Genomic DNA, 18,895 nt, shown 5'->3' with positions numbered 1-18,895 from the left:
TCATCGACCGGGTTCAGCATCTTGGCGATGGCTTAACGGGAGCGTCCCGATCAGGGGCCAGGGTTGACTGGAGCAGAATGCAGTTGAAAAGGGTTGCCGCGGCGCTGAGTGCCTGTGCGGCGGTTGCGTCGGGATTGGTCTTCGGAGGATCGGTGGCCTCGGCCGACCCCGGATGCCCGAGTCTGTACGTGGTGGCGATTCCGGGGACCTGGGAAACCGGCCACGACAAACGCCCCACTCCGGGCATGCTCGCCCGGGTGACCAATGGCCTACCGTCCTCGGCGAAGGTCGACTATGTCACCTACGCGGCAACTGCTTTTCCGTGGGAAGGCGATATCTACGGCGACTCCAAGAAAGAGGCCGTGTCCAATGCGCGCGGCATGATCACGAATATGCTGCAGCGCTGCGGCGGCACCAAGGTCGCGCTGGTGGGTTACAGCCAGGGCGCGGACGCCGCCGGTGATCTCGCCGCGGAGATCGGTACCGGGCTCGGTGCGATCCGACCGGAGAGCATCGCGGGCGTCGGGCTGATCTCCGATCCGCGGCGGGCGCCCGGTGATATCCAGGTCGGCCCGCCCGCGCCGGGCGCCGGTGCCGGGGGCCCCCGGGTCGGTGGATTCGGCTGGGTCAGCGACCGCACCCGCACGGTGTGCATTCCCGACGACCTCTACTGCGCCACGGCATCCGACGATTTCGTCACCCGGTTCGCCGGTTTCCTCGCGCAGAGCTCCGACGCGAACCCGGCCAATATCTGGCGTTACCAGCTGGAGGTCGGCGCCATCGTGAGCGATCTGATCTCCAAGGGTGGATTGCCCACGCTGCAGGCCCAGCTGACCCGCGGCGCCAACGAACAGCGGGTCAAGGATCTCGACACCTTCTACCGGTCCGAGTCGCATGTCGCCTACGGCAGCTACAAGGTCGGCGGCGGCCAGACGGCGCTGTCGTGGATGCACAACTGGATCGCCGGAATGGCCTGATCAGCCGGAAATATTGCGGGGCAGCAATTCCCAGACGTGTCCGTTCTCGTTCACGGTCGCCGCGGTGCGGCGACCGGTCCGGGAGAACAGGACCCGGGTGATCGAGCAGTAGTCGATCGGGAAGGTCAGCGGCCGGGCCAGACCGAGAATGTCCTGCAGAGTGACATTGATGACGCCGCCGTGCGCGAACACCACCACGGTGTCGGCGGCGGGGGTGGTGGAGGCGATCTCGGTGATCGCGTCGTGCACCCGGTGGCGGAAGGCGTCGGCATCGATCTGTACCGGTAGCTGCCCGGCCTTGATCCGGTCGTAGGCGTCCCGGAACTCCACCTTCGCGTCCTCGATCGGGATATAGGAGGGCAGGTCCCGATCGTATTCGGCCAGGTCCTCCATGATGTCCACGTCCAGCCCGAGCTTCGCGGCCGTCGGCGCGGCGGTTTCGCGGGCCCGGCGTTGCGGGCTGCTGATCACCCGGACGATGCGGTGGGGTTCCAGGGCTGCCGGTACCCGTTCGGCCTGTTCCGCGCCGATGGGCGCCAGGCCGGGGTCGGCCGCCTGCCCGGCATTGTCGACCCGGAGCGGCTGGCCATGGCGAACGAGTATCAATTGCACGGGTCCACTCTGCCGCATCGGACCCGCGGATCGGCAGCGAGGTGGTGCCCCGCCGGCCGCTCGAGAACTCCGTGGCCCCGAGCCGGTCGAGAACGCCGAGCCGGTCGAGGTCGGTGATGGTGGACGCTTCGGCGGTCACGCAACGCGGCAGGGCCCGGTTCGCGCCGTGATCGCGGCGAACCGGGCCCTGGGTGCGAGCGGATTACTGCCAGGTGGGCGGATACGGCGGCTGGCCGCCCTGCGGAGGATTGGGATAGTTCGGGTCGGAGGGGTAACCGCCCTGCTGCGGGTATCCACCTTGCGACGGGTAGCCGCCCTGCTGCGGGTAACCCTGCGGAGGCTGGCCGGGCTGGGGGAACTGGCCCGAGGAATTGTTGTCGTTCTTCTTCTTACGGGCCAGCAGGATGACACCGACGATGATCGCCACCACGAGCACGCAGCAGATGAGGCCGAACAGGCCGAAGCCGCCACCTTTGCCCTTGCTCCGCTTGCGGGCGGTGAACTCGACCGCGGACGCCAGCGTATCGGTGTCGGCCCACGCCGAATAGTCCACCTGACCGGCGTGGGTGAGCAGGTCCACGTAACTCAAATCTAACCCCGTTCCGAAGGAAGGCCCCTCCTCCCGGGGCCGAAGTCACTACACCGTAGTTCCCCTGGGAGCAGGCTGGAAACATTCCAAACGACCTGTACTGGGGAGGCGCCTCGTCATCGGGGCCTGACCAAGGGGAACGGCTGGGTCTCCCGGAGCGCGCGCCCGGTCAGCAGCATGATCACCCGGTCCACGCCGAGCCCGAGACCGCCGGTCGGCGGCATGGCGTGTTCCAGAGCGCACAGGAATTCCTCGTCGAGTTCCATGGCCGCCTGTCCGCCGTCGGCCGCGAGCCGGGACTGGGCGGCCAGGCGCCGCCGCTGTTCCACCGGGTCGGTGAGCTCGCTGCACCCCGACCCGAGTTCCACGCCCCACGCCACCAGATCCCAGCGTTCGGCCAGGGCGGGGTCGCGGCGGGCCGGGCGGGCCAGCGGCGATACCGAGCTCGGGAAATCGGTGTAGAAAGTGGGTTCCCCGGTGGCCTCCACCACCAGTCGTTCATAGAGGGCGTAGACCGTGCGGCCCTCGTCCCAGCCGGGTTGCTGGACGATATCGGCCTTCTCGCACAGCTCCCGCAGGTCCGAGAGGGAGGTACGGGGCGTGATATCCACACCGACCTCCGCCGACAGCGCCTCGTACACCGACCGCACCCGCCATTCGCCGGAGATGTCCATCGCGTGCAGCGAACCGTCCGGGGTCGGCCGCATGGCTGTCATCGAATCGTTGGCGGCCAGTGCGGCCTGCTGCACCAGCTGCCGGCACAGCGTCATCATGCGCCGATGGTCACTGTGCGCCTCGTAGGCCTCCAGCACGGTGTACTCGGGCAGGTGGCGGGTATCGGCGCGGGTGTTGCGGAAACCCGGGCCCACTTCGAACAGTTTCTCGACACCGCCGACACACAATCGTTTCAGCGCCGGCTCCGGAGCGGCCCGCAGATGCAGATCGGTGTTGTCGGTATCGATACGGGTGCGCAGACTCCGGGCGGCCGCGCCGCCGGGGCTGTGCTGCAGTACCGGCGTGGTGACCTCCAGGAACCCGCAATCGTGCAGGGCATCGCGCAGGGCCCGCAGCACGGCACTGCGCCGGGCCAGCAGGTCGCGCGCTTCCCGGTCGATCATGAGATCCAGGTAGCCGCGCCGCATACGGACCTCGGGGTCGTGGAGGCCGCGCCATTTGTCGGGGAGCGGGTGCAAGCATTTGCCGAGCATCCGCCAATCCGCGACCAGCAGGGAGAGTTCACCGCGTCGGCTGTATCCCAGCTGACCGCTGACCGACACCAGATCCCCGAGGTCTACGAGTTCACCGAATTCGTCGAGGCGTTGCCGGCCGAGCCGGTCGCGGTCGAGCAGCAGCTGGATATCCCCGGTCCAGTCCCGGACCACCGCGAAGATCACGCCGCCGTAGTCACGGCGGCGCAGCAACCGCCCCGAGACGCGCACCGTCGTGCCGCGCGGTGTCCGGCGGGCGGCGGCCACCGTATGTGTCGGCGGGAACGGCAGGGGATAGGGGTCGATATTCGCGGCGGCGAGCCGGTCCAGCTTCTCGGTGCGCACCCGTACCTGTTCGGGGCGCTGGATGACGATCGGCTCCGATTCACCCGCCGCCGGCCCGGTATTCGTGCCGGCGCGTACCGGGACCGGATGTTCCGGTGCGGCGCGGTGGCGGCCGGTATGCGTGAAGGCCGTGGGCCTACCGCCTGCCCGGGCCAGTAGACCTTCGGCGCGCGCCGCGGCGATGGCGATCCATGGCAGGTCGCGCGCGGAATCGCACAGCACATACCGGGGATCCCAGCGCGGCTGGTACCGCATACTCGCGCGGTGCAGCTGGGCCAGCTGCCACCAGCGCGAGAACGCCAGCGGCAGGGTGCGGGCGCCGCGCAGGAACCCGGCCGCGGTGTGTAGCGCGGCCGCGCGCTTCCGGGATGTCGCCGGTACGTACTCGCGTGCCGCCGCCTCGAACACCGACCGGAACAGGGTGAAACTCAGCGAAACCTGGTGGACACCGTGCTGTTCGGTGCGCAGTGCCAGTTCCGCGATCAGCAGGTCGGTCGTCTCTGTGGTGCTGCCCGGCGCGCGACGCAACAATTCCACTGTGGCACCGGACTTTCCCCAGGGCACCAGAGACAGTATCCCCAGCACCCGGTCGTCGGCGTCGACGGCCTCCACCAGCAGGCAGTCACCGTCGCGTCGGTCGCCGAGCCGGCCCAGCGGCAGCGGATAACCGCGTTCGGTCTCGCTGTGCCGCCAGTTCTCGGCACGTACCGTGAGCCCGGCGAGTTCGGCGGTCCCGATATCGCGGTGCCGGCGGATCCGCACTGTCACACCTTCTTTGCGGAGCCGGGTGACCGACTGCCGTACCGGCGCCAGTTCCGGCGCGGCCAGCGAGAAGCCGCGGGTGTCGAGGACGGCCTCCGCGCCGGCGGCCACCGCGGTGAGCCCAGCGCGCTGGTAGACGGGTACGGCGGATTCGCTCGCTCCGATCACCGCGACCCGCCAGCCGAAAGTACGGGCGTGGCGTTGCCATGTCTCGATCGCCTGCGGCCACGAGTCGCGCGCGCCGATCGGATCGCCGAGGGCAAGGCAGATCCCGTACTCCACTCGATAGCCGATGGCCGCTCTGCCGTTCGGCGTGAAGATCAGGGTGCGGTCCCGGCGGGTCGCGAAATAGTCGATAGAGCCGGCGGGATCCGCTCCCGCCAGCAGTTCGCGCAGCGCCGACTCGTCGGCGTCGGTGATCGCGTACTCGGTGCGGTGGGTGCGGCGCAGGACCACGGCGCTCGCCCCGAACGCCAGGGCGCCGAAGAGCCCGACCAGGAACTGGGCCGGAAAAGACGGTATGCCCGCGGTTTCCGGTGAACCGGGTATCAGGCGCACGGTGAGGTCGGTGACCACCCATATCGCGCGCTGCGCGGTGGACGGCAGTGTTCCCGGCAGCACCTGGACCACGCCCCACCCGGCCACGGCTGCGATCGGCAGGCCGGCGGCCAGGGTCACCGCGGCCGGGCGCAGCGCGCAGGGACGGACGCGGGCGGCGAATTCCGCGCGGCTCAGGATCAGTACGGTCAGCGCGACCAGGTGGACGAGCGCGGCCACCGCGGCATGCCGGTCGTGCGCGCGCCCGAGTTCGGCCAGGTTCGCCGGGATCCAGCTCGCCAGATAGAGCACCAGCGCCCACCAGGCGATTCGCTTGCGCCCGACCAGCCCGATCGTCAGCAATCCGGTCAGCCCGGCCCACAGCAGGTTCGTATCGGGCGCGTACAGGTAGTAGCGGTCCAGGTAGTGGCGGACGCCGGCGAGCGCCGCCGACAGTGCCGGGGAAAGACTCCACAGTAGGCAGGCGGCCGTGAGGACACCCGTCACCAGCGTCGCGACACGCGGTATCGCCACGACCCGCCCGGGTGTGCCGGATGGGCCGGGTGGTGCGGGGTCGCGCGGTTCCTGCGTGGATATCACGGCTCCAGTCTGCCGCCAGGAATCACCGGATCATGGCTGTGGCCCGGCGTGTTAGTGGTATATCGCGTCGGAAACGCATGTATTTCCCTGTGCGCGGGCGCGGTTGGCCGATATGGGAAACCGGGTCCCGGGCGTGGCGCGCGCGGTAGTCGTGAAATGCCGGAAATGTCTTGTTGTTCCGTGTCCGGTGTCATCTGTCCGGCGGCTGTGCGGGGCCGGTCGGAAAGCGCCGTGACCGGGGGAGTAAGCATGAACCCATGTCGGATCCCATCGATGTGCCGATCGACGACGGCGCTATACGGCTCGGGCAGTTCCTGAAACTGGCCAATATGATCGAATCCGGGTCGGAGGCCAAAACCGTGATAGCGGCCGGTCTGGTGCGCGTGAACGACGAGGTCGAATTGCGCCGCGGACGGCAGTTGCAGGTGGGGGATGTGGTCGCCATCGCCGGCCACTCCGCCAGAGTGAGCGGCGGCTAGGCCCCGTCCCGGCCGGCGTCGGGCGGCGGCGATCAGGACTCGGCGCGGACCACGATTCCGTCGTGGTCGCTGTAGAGCATTTCGCCGGGAACGAAGGTGACGCCACCGAACTCGACCGGGACGTTCTTCTCGCCGCTCCCGGTCTGGGTGCTCTTGCGGGGGTTGGTGCCCAGCGCCTTCACGCCGATACCGAGGGTTCGCAGGATCGCGGAGTCGCGAACCGCCCCGTTCACCACGACCCCGGCCCAGCCGTTGTCGACGCCGCGGCCGGCGATGATATCGCCCACCAGCGCGGTGTGTACGCTCGCGCCGCCGTCGACGACCAGGACCTGCCCCGCGCCGGGTTCGCCGAGTGTCTGTTTCACCAGCAGGTTGTCCTGGAAGCAGCGGATCGTGGTGATCCGGCCGGAGAAGACCTGGCGGCCGCCGAACTGGATGAACTGGGTGTCACAACTGCGGATATCGGGCCCGATCTCGTCGGCGAGATCCGCGGTGGCCACCTGCTGCTCTGATTCGGTCACGTTTCCGATTGTGCCGGGTGCGTACCGGCGACGCCCATCAGCCCCCGGGACCGGGTTCCATCATTCGCGCGTCGTGGCTCTGCCGGCGATAGCGCAGATTGTATATCTCACGGTCGCAGTCCTTGCATTTCTCGTGGTCGACCAGGTCCGGGTCCAACCCGTGCTGGACCAGCCGGTACCGCCGCCACACGTAGGTCAGCGCGATCGTGAAGATGATCAGCGGAACGATCATCATGACGATCAGGCCCAGCTTGAGTGTCATGGGTCCCGGGAACAGCAGGATCAGCACGAAGAAGGGGATGATCGGACCGACGAAGCGGATCAGGTAGCGCTCCATCGCCCCGCGGCCGACGACGTCCTGGACCACCCACGGGTGCAGCTCCGCGGGCAGTTCGCCGCCGAGATCGTAGGCGATCCGTTGTTTGAAGGTCGGCTTGTCCATAGCTCCAGGCTATGCCCGTGTGATATCGCTCACCAGGGTGAATCGGGCTTCGCTCAGCCCCGGCCGTGCCGTCGTTCGTAGGCGGCGCGCTCGCGTTCGGCCCGGCGGCGGACGTCGGCGTCCGCCAGCGCCGGGTCCAGGCCGTGCTTGGCCAGCCTGTTGCGCCGGAAGACGTAGGTCAGCGCCACGGTGAAGTAGATCAGCGGCAGCAGGAGCAGCGCCATCATCGACGCTCCTATCCACAGCGGGCCGGGAACCAGCAGGAACAACAGCAGCACCAGCACCAGCGGCATCAGCATCCGCACCAGATAGCGGCGGGTCGCGCCCGGTCCGGTGAGGTCGTTCAGCACCCAGTCGGAGTACTCGGCGGGCAAGGCGCGACCACAGATGTACCCCATCCGCTGGAACATATTCGGGGCACCGGCAGCCATGCACCCAAGGCTATCCCGTGATGGCCAGGGACGCTGCCAGCCCGAACACCACCGCCATCACCGCAACCTCCATCACCGCCCGCCGCAGCGAGCCCGCCGCCGACATCTGGTGCCGGGCCGCCGCGACCACCCAGCTCCGCCGCCACCACCAGCCCAACGCCAGCAGGACCGCCAGCAGCGCCGTCTTGGCGAGCATGATCCGGCCGTAACCCGTGGTGAAGAACGGCGTGATACCGCCCAGGCGCACCAGGCCGTTGATCACGCCGGTCAGCGCCACGGCGGCGATCATGGGCAGCGCGACCGCCGAGTACCTGGGCAGTGCGTCGGCCCACCCGCGGCGTCCACGCACCACCAGGGCCAGTGCCAGCAGCAGGCCCAGCCAGGTCGACGCCGCCAGCGCGTGTACTCCGGCCAGTACCGAACCGGCCACTTGCTGCGACATATGTCCGGTGATCGGCCGCAGGGTCACGCTGACGGCGGCGAACACCAGCACCAGGTCCGGGGTGCGCTGACCGGGCCGCCGGAAGGCGACCGCGGCGTACACCGCGATCGCCCCGGTGGCCAGCAGGATGGCCAGCCCGATCTGGCCCGCGCTGATCCGCGTCAGGTAGGTGCCGAAATCGGCCGGGCTCAGGGCGGTCACCCCGGAACCGACCACCTCGCCGGCGGCGAAGACCAGGGTGACGAATTCCAGGCAGCACCACAGACCGGCCAGGACCGCCACCATCCGCCAGGGGAGCTCGATCCGGTCGGCCAGCCGGGGCAGGGCCGCCAGGCCGAGCACCGCGGCACCCGCGATATCGGCGCAGTAACGCACGGCCGAGGCCGCCGGAACCCCGGCGAGTGCCCACGCCAGCAGCACCCCGAGCAGGCCCGCCGGTATCACGAGGCCGAGCGTGAACCGGTCGTCGGTTCCGCTCGGGAGAGCGCTTCTCACCGCTGGTTCTTGCCCTTGCCCAGGTTCGAGCCGAACAGTGCGAAGGCGAGACCGCCGCCGAACAGGACTATCGCACCCACGATGTACACCCAGACCGGAATCCCGCCGTCCGAGCCACCGCTCGCGCCGCGGGTGTTCGCGGCCGGGCCCGGGGTGCCGTCACCCGCCTTGCTCAGCGTGAAAGCGCGTTCACCGTTGACCACGTGACCGTCGGCCGAGGTGACCCGGAAAGCCATCCGGTATTCACCGGCCGGGCCGAGTTCGCCGACCTCGACGCTGAGAGTCCTGCCGTCGACGACCGGCTCACCTTTGGACCACAGGTTGCCGTCCGGGCCCACCACGGTCATGGCCGGGAAGTCGGGCTGCAGGGGTTCGTTGAAGGTGATGGTGGCGCGCTGCGGCCCCACCTCGACGGTCGCGCCGTCCGCGGGGTCGCTGCCCACCACCGCGGAATGGGCCGCGGCGGGTCCGGCCAGTGCGCCCAAGGTCACCATGAGCAGGGTGGCGACCAGCGCGAAGCGGCCGCCCCATCGGGTCGTGCGGTGGTTCATCGCCGGCTCCGGACCACCGCGCCGACGCCGGCGCCCAGCGCCAGTGCGCCCAGCGCCAGTCCCAGACCGCCCAGCCAGCGAGCGGTGGTGTCCTCGTCGTTGTCGGCGGGCGCGGCGGCCGCCTCGTCACCGTGGTCACCGTGGTCACCGTGATGGGCTTCGGCACCGGACAGCGTAACGACGGGCGCGGGGTGTTCGACCGAATCGTGGTCGCCGGGTTCGTTCCAGCGCACGACGGTGCCGTCGCTGTAGGTCTGCTCGGCCGGGAAAGCGACCGACTCCGAGTCGGGGAACGGCCCCAGCGATACCGCGAAGCGCTGGAATTCGCCCGGCCGGATACCGGGGGAGCCGGGGTCGGCGGTCCAGGTGACGGCGGTGACCTGATCCTTGTCGTTCCGGTCGATTTTCACGGTCCAGCCGGGCACCGGCTCGGTACGCGCGGTGGAGAACCCGGGCACGGTGATCCGCACCGAGGTGGTGGCGGCGGTATCCGATTCGGTCGGGACGCTGAAGGTGGCGACCGCGCCGTGCCCGGGTTCGGCGTCGGGTGCGGAAACGCTCACGTGCGCGGTGGCGGTACCGGCCGCGGCCAGTACGAAACCCGCGGCGAAGGTCGCGGTCAGACCACGACGCAGGACGGGGGAGATCCCGTGGGACATGTATTGGAAGCTTTCTCTCCGAGGGAAGGGATCGCGGGGTCGGTGCGCGCGGGTGGTGCGCGCGGACCCCGCCCTCCCCATGGAGAGCGGTGGACCGTGACCTGGCCGGTCGTGGCGGTATGGACTCGGGGTCGGCCCGGGGCCGGGCGTGGCGGTTCGAGCAGCGCACGCAGGGCCGAGGAGGCGCAACGGTAGAGGCGTTCGGCCGCGGTGATCGCCAGCGCGCAGACCGCGACGGCGAGCAGGTGGAAGGCGATCATGGTCGACCCCGGGAGAGCTTCCGGGGCGGTGTCGCCGGGGGTGTCGTGGTGGCCGGTGAGGCCGGTCAGCGCCCAGTGCCCGGCGAACTGCCCCACCGCGAGAGCGATCAGGGTGCCCGGGCCGGCCCGGAACCGGCCCGATCCGCCGAGGATCGAACCGGCCGCCGCACCGGTCACCAGAGCGGTCAGCAGGAGTAACGCCGTTCCGGCGGAGGTCGGGTACCCGCCGCCCGCGACGCCGTGCGCGGCGACGGCCAGGATCGCGGTAGTCGCGCCCACCACACAGCCCCGCAGTGGTGCGGGGATCGGGTACGCGCTGGGCATCGCGGGCTTTCGGATTCGGCCGACCACACCGGGCCCGGCTGGTCGAGGAAGTGGGCAGGGCTGTGTCCATGGTCGCGGACCGGTCCACAGCCCGCGCATCCGGCCCGGGAATCGGGCCGGGAGACCCACTCGATGACAGGCCGGGGTCAGGCGACGCCGAGACGAGCGAGGACGTCCGCCTCGATCCGGGACAGCTCGGTGGTGATCGACGCGTACACCGACCGCCGCCGCCCGGCGGGCAGCTGGTCGGCGGTGCGGACGGCGGCGGTGAGCGCGTCGAGCCGGTCACGGGCGTCGGCGACGAACTGCTGGGTGTCCTTACCGGACCGCCCGTCCGCGATCTTGTCCAGCGCGGCTTCGGTATTGCCGATCCGTGCCTGTAGCCGGCCACCGTGCCCGGCGTAGTCGCCGAGCTGGCTCACCCCCACTCCGAGTTGCCTGGCGCGGCGCGCGTCGAGCTGTCCGCGCAGATACGTCGCGCCGCGGTAGGCCAGTGGGGCGAGCACCGGAACCAGCACCCGTGCCACCCCGATGTACTTCCTGATCTGGGCCGGGCCGAACGGATCCCGTTCCGCCCGTGCGGCCGCTTTGAGGGCCGCCTTCTCCTCGGCCTGCAGGGTGGCGACCTGCGCCTTGGCGACCTTGCGCTGGGAACGGGCTTCCGCCCGTTGGCGTTTCCGATCGTTCTTGGCGCCGAGCTTTGCCTCCATGGCGGCCTTGTGCTTGAGAGCCTTGGCCTCGGCCCGCCGACTCGGCCGCCGTTTGCGCTTGGTGAACAACCCCATCGAAGGCCCTCCGTAATGCTGGTTCGCTACGGCGATACGACACGGAAAACCGCACCGTCCACCCGTGTCACACGGTTCGCCGACACCCTATCGGGTTACCGGCCGCGACGGCGAGAGACGCTGCCCGCGACGGTGCGGCGGCGCTGTTCCCGCATGCTCGATTGGGTGGACTGTCGGGGCCAGGGACCATACTGCTTGCGTGCAACCGGGCAGTGTCGACAGCGAAGACCCCTCCCACGCCGATCGTGAGCGGCGGGAGTCCGTCGCGCCCACCGGGCGGGGCACCGCCGGGGCGGGGCGGCTCGCGTTCCTCGACGCCCGGGGTCTGATCGGCTGCCGGCACCGGCTCGGAATGGATGCCGCGCACCCGGAGGTGCTCGCCGAGGTGCGCGAGGACACGGGGGTGCAGCAGCGCCGTGCGGCGGCGCAGGCCCATCGCGAACGGGTCCGCGACACGCTGGTCGCGGCCGACCCCGAGGGCTGGGTGATCATCGACCCGGCACTGCCGGCGAGCGCGCGTGCCGAGGCCACGTTGCGTGCCTGCGCGGCGGGAGCGCCCCGGATCTGGGGTGGTCTGCTGCCGCAGGAGCCCGATACCGGGCGCCGCGGTGGCGCCGAGATCCTGCTGCGCGACGAGCGCAGCAGCGGCTATATCCCGGTCATCGTGGTCAACCACAAGGTGACCGACCCGCGCCGACCCGATCCGGCCGAGTTCCACCCGTCGACCTCGGATCTGTTCTCCTGGAATCCGGTCCCGGACCGCGCCCGCAAACTCCGCCAGCAACCCCGCGACCAGCAGCGGCTGGCCCATGTGTACCGGATGCTGGAGCGTCACGGGCTGGCGCCGGCCGCCCGGGTCGGCGGGGTCATCGGTTTCCATTTCGACCGGATCCTCGTCCACGACCTGACGGCGATCCTCCCCGACTACGACAGCCGTTTCGCCGACCGGATCGCGGTCGTGCGTGGGCAGCTGGAAACCGTGCCGTCGAAGGTGCCCGAATGCCGTCAGTGCATCTGGTGGACCCGGGGCGCCGAGGGCGGGTGCCAGGCCTGGTTGAACGAGCATCGCGACGTGAGCGTGGTGGCGCCGGGCTCGCGCGCGGAGGTGTTGCGCGGGCACGGGGTGCGGACCATCGACGAACTGGCCGCCTGGTCGGGGCCCGAACCCGAGGACTGGCAGCACGGGCCGTTCGAGGAAGCCGTGGTCACCGCCCGGGCATGGCTGGTGCAGGCACCGCTGGTGCGCCGGTTCGACCAGGTCTGGGTGCGCCGGGCCGATGTCGAGGTGGACGTCGATCTGGAGAGCTACCAGGAGGAGGGCGCCTACCTGTGGGGGACCCTGCTCGACGGCCGGTACCGGGCGTTCGTCACCTGGGATCCGCTACCCACCGAGGACGAGGGCCGCTCCTTCGGCGAATTCTGGACCTGGCTGATGGAGGTCAGGGCCCAGGCCCTGACCGCCGGGAAGACCTTCGCCGCGTACTGCTATTCGCGCAGCGCCGAGGACAAATGGCTCTACGAGTCGGCGCGGCGGTTCGCCGGGCGTCCCGGGGTGCCGACCGAAGCCCAGGTCACCGAGTTCGTCGATTCGATCCAATGGGTCGATATGTTCCAGGCGGTCACCGATCAGTTCATCTGCCCGAGCGGTAAGGGACTCAAGAAGATCGCACCCGTGGCCGGTTTCGCCTGGCGCGATCCCGAGGCGGGCGGGGAGGCGTCGATGAGCTGGTATCGGCGTGCCGTCGGTTACGACGCCGAGCCCGACCTCACCCAGCGCACCCGGTTGCTGGAGTACAACGAGGACGATGTCCGGGCCACCGCGGTGCTGCGCGAGTGGATGAACCCCCGCGTACCGCGGGAGCGCAGCGCCGAACGCGAGGTCCCCGCGCTGAGCGACTTCGCCGCGCCGCCCGGAACACAGCCCGGCCTGTGGACGAGTGCCGCACAGGCTTGATTACCATTGGCCAGCGTGACAGAGCACGTCGAACAACTCGAGTTCCAGGCCGAGACCCATCAGCTGCTCGAGCTGATGATCCACTCGGTCTACTCCAACAAAGACACGTTCCTGCGGGAGCTGATCTCGAACGCTTCCGACGCGCTGGACAAGCTGCGGCTGGAGTCCTACCGGGACAAGGATCTGCACGTAGACACCGACGACCTGCACATCGAGTTGGAGGTCGACAGGGATCAGCGGATCCTCACCGTCCGGGACAACGGCATCGGCATGTCCCGTGCCGAGGTGGTGGACCTGATCGGTACCCTCGCCAAATCCGGTACCGCCGAGGTGCGCCGGAAATTGAACGAGGCGAAATCCGAGGCCGCTGCCGGGGAGCTGATCGGCCAGTTCGGTATCGGCTTCTACTCGACCTTCATGGTCGCCGACAAGGTGGCGCTCACCACCCGCCGGGCGGGCGAGACCACCGGCACCCGCTGGGAATCGACCGCCGGATCCGGCACCTACACCATCGAAACCCTCGACGAGGCCCCGCAGGGGACCGCCGTCACGCTGCACCTGAAGCCGGCGGACCCCGAGGATCATCTCTTCGACTACACCCAGGAATACAAACTCCGCGAGATCGTCAAGAAGTACTCCGATTTCATCGCCTGGCCCATCCGGACGCAGGTCGAGCGCACGGTCACCGAGGGCGAGGGTGAGGAGAAGGAGGAGAAAACCGTCGTCGAGGAGCAGACGCTCAACTCGATGAAGGCCCTCTGGACCCGCCCGCGCAGCGAAGTCTCCGACGAGGAATACCAGGAGTTCTACAAGCACGTCAGCCACGCCTGGGATGAGCCGCTGGAGATCATCCCGCTCAAGGCCGAGGGCACGTTCGAGTATCAGGCGCTGTTGTTCCTGCCCTCGCAGGCGCCGTTCGATCTGTTCACCCGCGAACACAAACGCGGTGTGCAGCTCTACGTGAAGCGCGTGTTCATCATGGACAACTGCGAAGAGCTGATGCCCGAGTATCTGCGCTTCGTCAAGGGTGTGGTCGACGCGCAGGACCTCTCGCTCAACGTGTCCCGGGAGATCCTGCAGCAGGACCGGCAGATCCAGATGATCCGCAAACGTCTGGTCAAGAAGGTGCTGAGCAGCGTCAAGGATCTGCAGGGCGCCGAGGACCAGGCGAAGTACCGCACCTTCTGGCAGGAATTCGGGCGGGTGCTCAAGGAGGGCCTGCTCTCCGACTTCGACAACCGGGAAACCATCCTGGAGGTGTCGTCCTTCGCCTCCACCCACTCCGACACCGAGGCGACCACGCTGGCGCAGTACGTGGAACGGATGCCCGAGGGGCAGGACGCCATCTACTACATGACCGGTGAATCCCGGGAGCAGGTGGAGAAGTCGCCGCATCTGGAGGCATTCCGCGCCAAGGACCGCGAAGTGCTGATCCTCACCGATCCGGTGGACGAGATGTGGGTCGGCTCGGTCACCGATTTCGACGGTAAGCCCTTCCAGTCGATCGCCAAGGGCGAGGTGGATCTGGAGACGGAGGAGGAGAAGAAGGAATCCGAGGCCCTGCGCGAACAGCAGGACAAGGATTTCGCCGAGGTGCTGACCTGGCTGGGCAAAACCCTCGAGGACAGCGTCAAGGAAGTCCGCCTGAGTTCGCGCCTGACCAGTTCGCCCGTCTGCCTGGTGGGTGACGTGTTCGATATGACTCCGATGCTGGAGCGGATGTACCGGGCGTCGGGTCAGGAACTGCCGCAGTTCAAGCGGATCCTCGAACTCAACCCCACCCATCCGCTGGTGACCGGTCTGCGCGACGCCTACGACACCCGCAAGGACGACGCCGACGCGGGTAAGGTTCCCGAACTCATCGAGACCGCCGAACTCCTGTACGGCACGGCGGTGCTGGCCGAGGGCGGGGAACTGAAGGATCCGGCCAAATTCGCGCAGATTCTCGCCGACCGGCTGACGCGTACGCTCTGAGGGGTTCGGCCGGGCTTCTTCCGTCCGCGGAGCGTTTACGGCAGTAGGCGAGCGCGGACGGCGGACGCCCGGCTGTGCGGGGAGACCGTGGCCGCTGTCGCGGTCTCCCGGTACGCGCTGAGGTAGTTGCCGTTCGCCGACGCCGAAATTCGACGCCGCGTTCTCCATGTTCGGGCTGATGTTCTTCCCGGACCGGCCGCGCGGATTTCGCCGAACTCTTCCGGGTATTGCGGCCCGGCGGGGTCGCGGTGGTGTCGAGTTGGGCGCCTGCCGACCGGTCGACCTGGATGCAGATGTCGTGGCGTGCGCTCGGCTCCGCCGATCCGGATATCCGTCCACCGGCGCCGAACCCCGAAAGTTTGGAGAATCCCGGGGTATTCGAGCGTGAGATGCGCGCGGCGGGGTTCGAACGGGTCTCCGTGGTGCCACATACGGTGGAGATGGTCTTCGCCGATGCCGACGCACTGCTCGACCGCCTCACCCGCGGTATCGCGCCCCTGGAGTTGATGCGGCGCAGTATCGGCGACCGAGCGATGGCCGAGCGTATCGAAGCCATGCGCTCCTACCTGACCGAGCATTACCGGCCGGGCAGCCCGCTGACCACCACCGCGTATCTCGGGGTCGGCTACCGGTAAGGGTTGTGCGCCGCCCGGGCGTGTACGGCGCGGGTCGGCAGCGCGGCGCGCTGCCGGGCGCAACGTCGAACAGCCTTGGCCGCATAGGTTTTCACCGGCATCCTCACCTGCGGTTTGTAATGCGTCAAGGGTTGTGGGCGATTGATCGTCCGGGACACGCGAACCGTGTTCCGGATAGGAGACCGATCATGTCGACCACCAGTGCGGCGCGCCGCGGATTGCGCCACACCTCGCTTCGGATCGCGTTGCTCGGCGCGCTGATCGCCACACCCGCGCTGGTGGCGATACCGGCGTCGGCGGAAACGGGTGCCGGCCGGATCACGACACATTTCGCTCCTGTCTCCGAGGACAACGACACCTTCGGCTACGACAAGGACGGTTACGACAAGGACGGCTACGACCGGTTCGGTCGCGACCGCAGCGGTTACGACAAGGACGGGTTCAACCATTCCGGCTACGACCGTGACGGCTACGACGAGGACGGGTTCGACTTTTTCGGCTACGACCGTGACGGCTACGACGAGGACGGGCTCGACAGTTTCGGGCGCGACCGGGCCGGGTACGACCGTGACGGCTACGACCTGTGGGGTTACGATCGCCGCGGGTTCGACCGCGAGGGGTACACGCGCGCGGGCTGCCGTGTCGACGGCAACGACCGGGAGTCGGCAGACCGTGCGGTCTGCGATGCATGGCGGGCGCGCTTGGCCGACCGGCAGCGCCCACCGACCGGCAGCGCCGGCTGACCCGCATTCGGTACGCGCACCCGGAGAACGAACGCCCGCCGCCCCGGATTTCCGGGACAGCGGGCGTCGTTGTACAGCCGAGGACTACCGCGGCGCCATGCGCAGCGCGCCGTCCATGCGAATGGTCTCGCCGTTGAGGTAGTCGTGTTCGACGATGTACTGCGAGAGCTGGGCGTACTCGTCCGGCCGGCCCAGCCGGGACGGGAACGGCACACCGGCCTCGAGGCCCTGCCGGTATTCCTCGGTGACACCGGCCAGCATGGGGGTGTCGATGATGCCGGGGGCGATGGTGTTGACCCGGATACCGAACTGCGCGAGGTCACGGGCGGCCGGCACGGTCATACCGTGCACGCCGCCCTTGGACGCCGAGTACGCGATCTGGCCGATCTGGCCCTCGAACGCGGCCACCGACGCGGTGTTGATGACGACACCGCGCTGCCCGGCTTCGTCCACGGCATCGGTCTTGGCGATGGCATCGGCGGCCAGGCGCATCACGTTGAAGGTGCCGAGCAGGTTCACGGTGATGACGGTGCGGAACAGCTCCAGATCGTGCGGTCCGTTCTTGGACAGGATGCGCCCGGCCCAGCCGACTCCGGCGCAGTTGACCACGATACGCAGCGGCGTACCCGATTCGACCACCTTGGCGACAGCGGCGGCGACCTCGTCATGGCTGGTGACATCGGCGGCGAGCAGGGTGACCCCGTCGGGGACATTGTCGCCGGCGCGCTCGATCGACTGCGGGACATCGAGCCCGAAGACGGTGGCGCCCAGATCGGCGAAACGCTTGGCGGTGGCGGCGCCCAGACCGGACGCGCCCCCGGTGACGATGGCGGCGGAACCCGAAATCTCCACGATGGTCCTCTCGTTCGTGACAAGCCAGTTGGCCTAACGTCAATTGCACCCTAACCGGTGCGTGCGGAGAGTTCGTGGACGGTCCCCTTGCGCTGATCGGCAAGATCGTACTCAGTAAAGGACCTAGGTCCGGCGCTGCGGAATCTCGGTATCGGCGGCCCCGGCGGCGAGTCGATCCGCGGCCGCACGGCGCGTCCACAGCAGCCGGAGTGCGAGAGCCGCCGCGGCCGGTACGAGCAGGGCGATACCGGCCGCGCCGGCGAGCGCGAGTTCGGGGAACGCGGTGTTCATGCCGGTGAGCGCGCCGATGAACAGGAAGAGCAACCCGGACCCGAAGCCGATGGCGCGTTCGGGCAGGTGTTTGCCCACCAGGATGCCCGCGGCGATGGCCAGGGCATCGGCGGCGACCATGCCGATCGTCGAACCCAGCCAGACCGCCGCCCAGTTGTTGTCGGTGGCCAGCGCCGCGGTGGCGAACATGGTGCGGTCACCGAGTTCGGCCAGCAGGAAGGCCGAGAGCACGACCAAGAAGGGCGCCGTGGTGGCGAACCGTGACGGGGCAGGTTCCTCGTCGTCGTCCGCACCGCTGATCAGCTCGCGCAATGTCCACAGGCCCACGGCGAGGAATGTGATCGATGCCACCGCGGCGATGGCGGTGGTGGGCAGTGCCGCGCCGAGGAAATGCCCGATGGCGACCGATATGACGTGCACCGCGGCGGTGGCGGTGGCAATCCCGCCCAGCACCACCCACCAGCGGTAGCGCAGGGCGAACGTCAGGGCCATGAGCTGGGACTTGTCACCCAATTCGGCCAGAAAAACGATGCCGATGGCGAGCCCGACGGTGGCGATCATCTGACGAATGCTCCCGATCCGCCGGCCGGAAACGGGTTCGCCTCCGGCCGACAACGAAATTGCTGTTCGGCCGAAGGTCTCGCCCACCGGAAGGACCGGTTCACACGACCGGACCCACCGACGAGCGGCGGGTCAGTATGTCGACCGCGTGATTGGGGGCTACTCCCCTTCGTTGCTGGCAACCATACCGCACGCGTTCGGGTGTCGCAATTGAGTAATGGCGAAAAATGGCTTCTGACAATAAGTTTGGTTAAGGTACCGGCATAGTTGGGGGGACCTGATAACCGGTGTCCGGTTGCCCGGAACAGATTTATGGCATCGCTACAGCAAACAGATCGCGAGCCCGGAACCCGGCGTGGGGGGCGGCGACTATCGCAAGGGGGGAAAGCGTCCTGATGAGTCATGAAGCGCCACCGGCCGACGAACAGCCGGATCACCGAAAGAAACGGTGCCGTGAGACCAGACGGAACCCTGACATAACCGGCCGATCGGTAGACTGCCGACCAACGAGAGGATCACTCCAGATGTCGATCGAGAACCGCCTTGCTGTCCTGGAGGCCCAGGTCGTGCAGATCATCAACGAACGGGATCGGGAGCCGGAATCGCTGCGAGCCCTTCGAGCTCGGATCGACAGCAATCACAATGCGGTCCTCGGCGAACTCGGCAGTCTGCACGCGGATGTCCAGGATCTCCGGACGGGCCAGGCCCGTTTCGAGGCCGGACAGACGAAGCTGCGCGGCGATGTCCAGGAGCTGCGCGCCGGGCAGGCAGGGCTCGAGGCCGGACAGAGGAAGCTGCGCGGCGATGTCCAGGAGCTGCGCGCCGGCCAGGCGCGGCTCGAGGCGGGGCAGACGCAATTGCGTGGT

At 68.7% G+C, this 18,895-nt stretch carries 20 protein-coding genes; 6 read left to right on the top strand and 14 right to left on the bottom strand.

Annotation, left to right across the window (positions count from 1 at the left end; genetic code table 11):
* Window positions 1–77 precede the first annotated feature (77 nt).
* Window positions 78–977: a cutinase family protein gene (locus tag ABZV91_RS07290; protein WP_355236795.1), complete on the top strand. Its 900-nt coding sequence runs from the start codon at window positions 78–80 to the stop codon at window positions 975–977.
* Here the strand turns inward: ABZV91_RS07290 and ABZV91_RS07285 are convergent, their stop codons facing one another.
* From ABZV91_RS07285 to lysX, 3 genes are all read right to left on the bottom strand, one after another.
* Entirely contained in the window at window positions 978–1,589 is a 612-nt protein-coding gene (locus ABZV91_RS07285) for a histidine phosphatase family protein (protein ID WP_355236792.1), read from the bottom strand.
* Window positions 1,590–1,791: 202 nt separating this feature from the next.
* Window positions 1,792–2,178 carry a hypothetical protein gene (locus ABZV91_RS07280; RefSeq protein WP_355236789.1) on the bottom strand — a complete coding sequence of 129 codons (387 nt, stop codon included), beginning with the start codon at window positions 2,176–2,178 and terminating at the stop codon, window positions 1,792–1,794.
* A 116-nt stretch (window positions 2,179–2,294) separates the two neighbouring features.
* Window positions 2,295–5,630, bottom strand: coding sequence for a bifunctional lysylphosphatidylglycerol synthetase/lysine--tRNA ligase LysX (gene lysX, locus ABZV91_RS07275; protein ID WP_355236786.1), 3,336 nt, complete (start codon window positions 5,628–5,630; stop codon window positions 2,295–2,297).
* A gap of 257 nt (window positions 5,631–5,887) precedes the next feature.
* On the opposite strand from lysX, the gene ABZV91_RS07270 reads away from it, so the two are divergent.
* Window positions 5,888–6,109, top strand: a complete 222-nt coding sequence (locus tag ABZV91_RS07270; RefSeq protein WP_355236783.1) for an RNA-binding S4 domain-containing protein — start codon at window positions 5,888–5,890, stop codon at window positions 6,107–6,109.
* Between the two features lie 32 nt (window positions 6,110–6,141).
* Here the strand turns inward: ABZV91_RS07270 and rraA are convergent, their stop codons facing one another.
* From rraA to ABZV91_RS07230, 8 genes are all read right to left on the bottom strand, one after another.
* Window positions 6,142–6,630 (bottom strand): ribonuclease E activity regulator RraA, encoded by a 489-nt coding sequence (gene rraA / locus ABZV91_RS07265; protein WP_355236780.1) that lies wholly within the window; start codon window positions 6,628–6,630, stop codon window positions 6,142–6,144.
* 37 nt (window positions 6,631–6,667) lie between these two features.
* Window positions 6,668–7,072, bottom strand: coding sequence for a DUF5313 family protein (locus tag ABZV91_RS07260; RefSeq protein ID WP_355236778.1), 405 nt, complete (start codon window positions 7,070–7,072; stop codon window positions 6,668–6,670).
* A gap of 53 nt (window positions 7,073–7,125) precedes the next feature.
* Window positions 7,126–7,503: a DUF5313 family protein gene (locus ABZV91_RS07255; protein ID WP_355236775.1), complete on the bottom strand. Its 378-nt coding sequence runs from the start codon at window positions 7,501–7,503 to the stop codon at window positions 7,126–7,128.
* A gap of 10 nt (window positions 7,504–7,513) precedes the next feature.
* Window positions 7,514–8,440, bottom strand: a complete 927-nt coding sequence (locus tag ABZV91_RS07250; protein ID WP_355236772.1) for a CopD family protein — start codon at window positions 8,438–8,440, stop codon at window positions 7,514–7,516.
* Window positions 8,437–8,934: a copper resistance CopC family protein gene (locus ABZV91_RS07245; RefSeq protein ID WP_355236903.1), complete on the bottom strand. Its 498-nt coding sequence runs from the start codon at window positions 8,932–8,934 to the stop codon at window positions 8,437–8,439. The genes ABZV91_RS07250 and ABZV91_RS07245 overlap by 4 nt, the downstream gene beginning before the upstream one ends.
* A 53-nt stretch (window positions 8,935–8,987) precedes the next feature.
* Entirely contained in the window at window positions 8,988–9,650 is a 663-nt protein-coding gene (locus ABZV91_RS07240; RefSeq protein ID WP_355236769.1) for a YcnI family protein, read from the bottom strand.
* Complete coding sequence (locus ABZV91_RS07235; protein ID WP_355236766.1) at window positions 9,611–10,234, bottom strand: hypothetical protein; 624 nt, start codon at window positions 10,232–10,234, stop codon at window positions 9,611–9,613. Before ABZV91_RS07235 ends, ABZV91_RS07240 begins: the two co-directional genes overlap by 40 nt.
* Before the next feature lie 146 nt (window positions 10,235–10,380).
* Window positions 10,381–11,019, bottom strand: coding sequence for a DUF6474 family protein (locus ABZV91_RS07230; protein WP_355236763.1), 639 nt, complete (start codon window positions 11,017–11,019; stop codon window positions 10,381–10,383).
* Window positions 11,020–11,344: 325 nt separating this feature from the next.
* Here ABZV91_RS07230 and ABZV91_RS07225 point away from each other — a divergent pair, with 325 nt between their 5' ends.
* The 4 genes from ABZV91_RS07225 to ABZV91_RS07210 all read left to right on the top strand — a co-directional run bounded on the left by ABZV91_RS07225 (window position 11,345) and on the right by ABZV91_RS07210 (window position 16,325).
* Window positions 11,345–12,973 (top strand): TM0106 family RecB-like putative nuclease, encoded by a 1,629-nt coding sequence (locus tag ABZV91_RS07225; RefSeq protein WP_355236900.1) that lies wholly within the window; start codon window positions 11,345–11,347, stop codon window positions 12,971–12,973.
* Window positions 12,974–12,988: 15 nt separating this feature from the next.
* Window positions 12,989–14,947 (top strand): molecular chaperone HtpG, encoded by a 1,959-nt coding sequence (gene htpG, locus ABZV91_RS07220; protein ID WP_355236760.1) that lies wholly within the window; start codon window positions 12,989–12,991, stop codon window positions 14,945–14,947.
* 293 nt (window positions 14,948–15,240) lie between these two features.
* A complete protein-coding gene (locus ABZV91_RS07215; RefSeq protein WP_355236757.1) occupies window positions 15,241–15,582 on the top strand; it encodes a hypothetical protein in 342 nt (113 codons plus the stop codon).
* A gap of 188 nt (window positions 15,583–15,770) precedes the next feature.
* Window positions 15,771–16,325, top strand: a complete 555-nt coding sequence (locus tag ABZV91_RS07210; RefSeq protein WP_355236754.1) for a hypothetical protein — start codon at window positions 15,771–15,773, stop codon at window positions 16,323–16,325.
* A gap of 84 nt (window positions 16,326–16,409) precedes the next feature.
* On the opposite strand, the gene ABZV91_RS07205 is transcribed toward ABZV91_RS07210, so the two are convergent.
* The 3 genes from ABZV91_RS07205 to ABZV91_RS07195 form a co-directional block, all read right to left on the bottom strand.
* Window positions 16,410–17,177 carry an SDR family NAD(P)-dependent oxidoreductase gene (locus tag ABZV91_RS07205; protein ID WP_030524392.1) on the bottom strand — a complete coding sequence of 256 codons (768 nt, stop codon included), beginning with the start codon at window positions 17,175–17,177 and terminating at the stop codon, window positions 16,410–16,412.
* A gap of 123 nt (window positions 17,178–17,300) precedes the next feature.
* Entirely contained in the window at window positions 17,301–18,029 is a 729-nt protein-coding gene (locus ABZV91_RS07200; RefSeq protein ID WP_355236751.1) for a TMEM165/GDT1 family protein, read from the bottom strand.
* A gap of 515 nt (window positions 18,030–18,544) precedes the next feature.
* Window positions 18,545–18,895, bottom strand: a 351-nt coding sequence (locus ABZV91_RS07195) for a hypothetical protein (RefSeq protein WP_355236748.1), incomplete at its 5' end; no start/stop codon positions are given.

It is taken from the genome of Nocardia sp. NPDC004568 (genome assembly GCF_040609955.1).
GTDB lineage: Bacteria > Actinomycetota > Actinomycetes > Mycobacteriales > Mycobacteriaceae > Nocardia.
Note: the sequence above shows the minus strand (reverse complement) of the source record. Positions and strands in the feature narration are given on the sequence as shown.

Coding starts and splice junctions, on each gene's coding strand:
- ABZV91_RS07290 (WP_355236795.1), top strand. CDS start 78: ATGCAGTTGAAAAGGGTTGCCGCGGCGCTGAGTGCCTGTGCGGCGGTT.
- ABZV91_RS07270 (WP_355236783.1), top strand. CDS start 5,888: ATGTCGGATCCCATCGATGTGCCGATCGACGACGGCGCTATACGGCTC.
- ABZV91_RS07260 (WP_355236778.1), bottom strand. CDS start 7,072: ATGGACAAGCCGACCTTCAAACAACGGATCGCCTACGATCTCGGCGGC.
- ABZV91_RS07255 (WP_355236775.1), bottom strand. CDS start 7,503: ATGGCTGCCGGTGCCCCGAATATGTTCCAGCGGATGGGGTACATCTGT.
- ABZV91_RS07245 (WP_355236903.1), bottom strand. CDS start 8,934: ATGGTGACCTTGGGCGCACTGGCCGGACCCGCCGCGGCCCATTCCGCG.
- ABZV91_RS07240 (WP_355236769.1), bottom strand. CDS start 9,650: ATGTCCCACGGGATCTCCCCCGTCCTGCGTCGTGGTCTGACCGCGACC.
- ABZV91_RS07235 (WP_355236766.1), bottom strand. CDS start 10,234: ATGCCCAGCGCGTACCCGATCCCCGCACCACTGCGGGGCTGTGTGGTG.
- ABZV91_RS07230 (WP_355236763.1), bottom strand. CDS start 11,019: ATGGGGTTGTTCACCAAGCGCAAACGGCGGCCGAGTCGGCGGGCCGAG.
- ABZV91_RS07215 (WP_355236757.1), top strand. CDS start 15,241: ATGTCGTGGCGTGCGCTCGGCTCCGCCGATCCGGATATCCGTCCACCG.
- ABZV91_RS07210 (WP_355236754.1), top strand. CDS start 15,771: ATGTCGACCACCAGTGCGGCGCGCCGCGGATTGCGCCACACCTCGCTT.
- ABZV91_RS07200 (WP_355236751.1), bottom strand. CDS start 18,029: ATGATCGCCACCGTCGGGCTCGCCATCGGCATCGTTTTTCTGGCCGAA.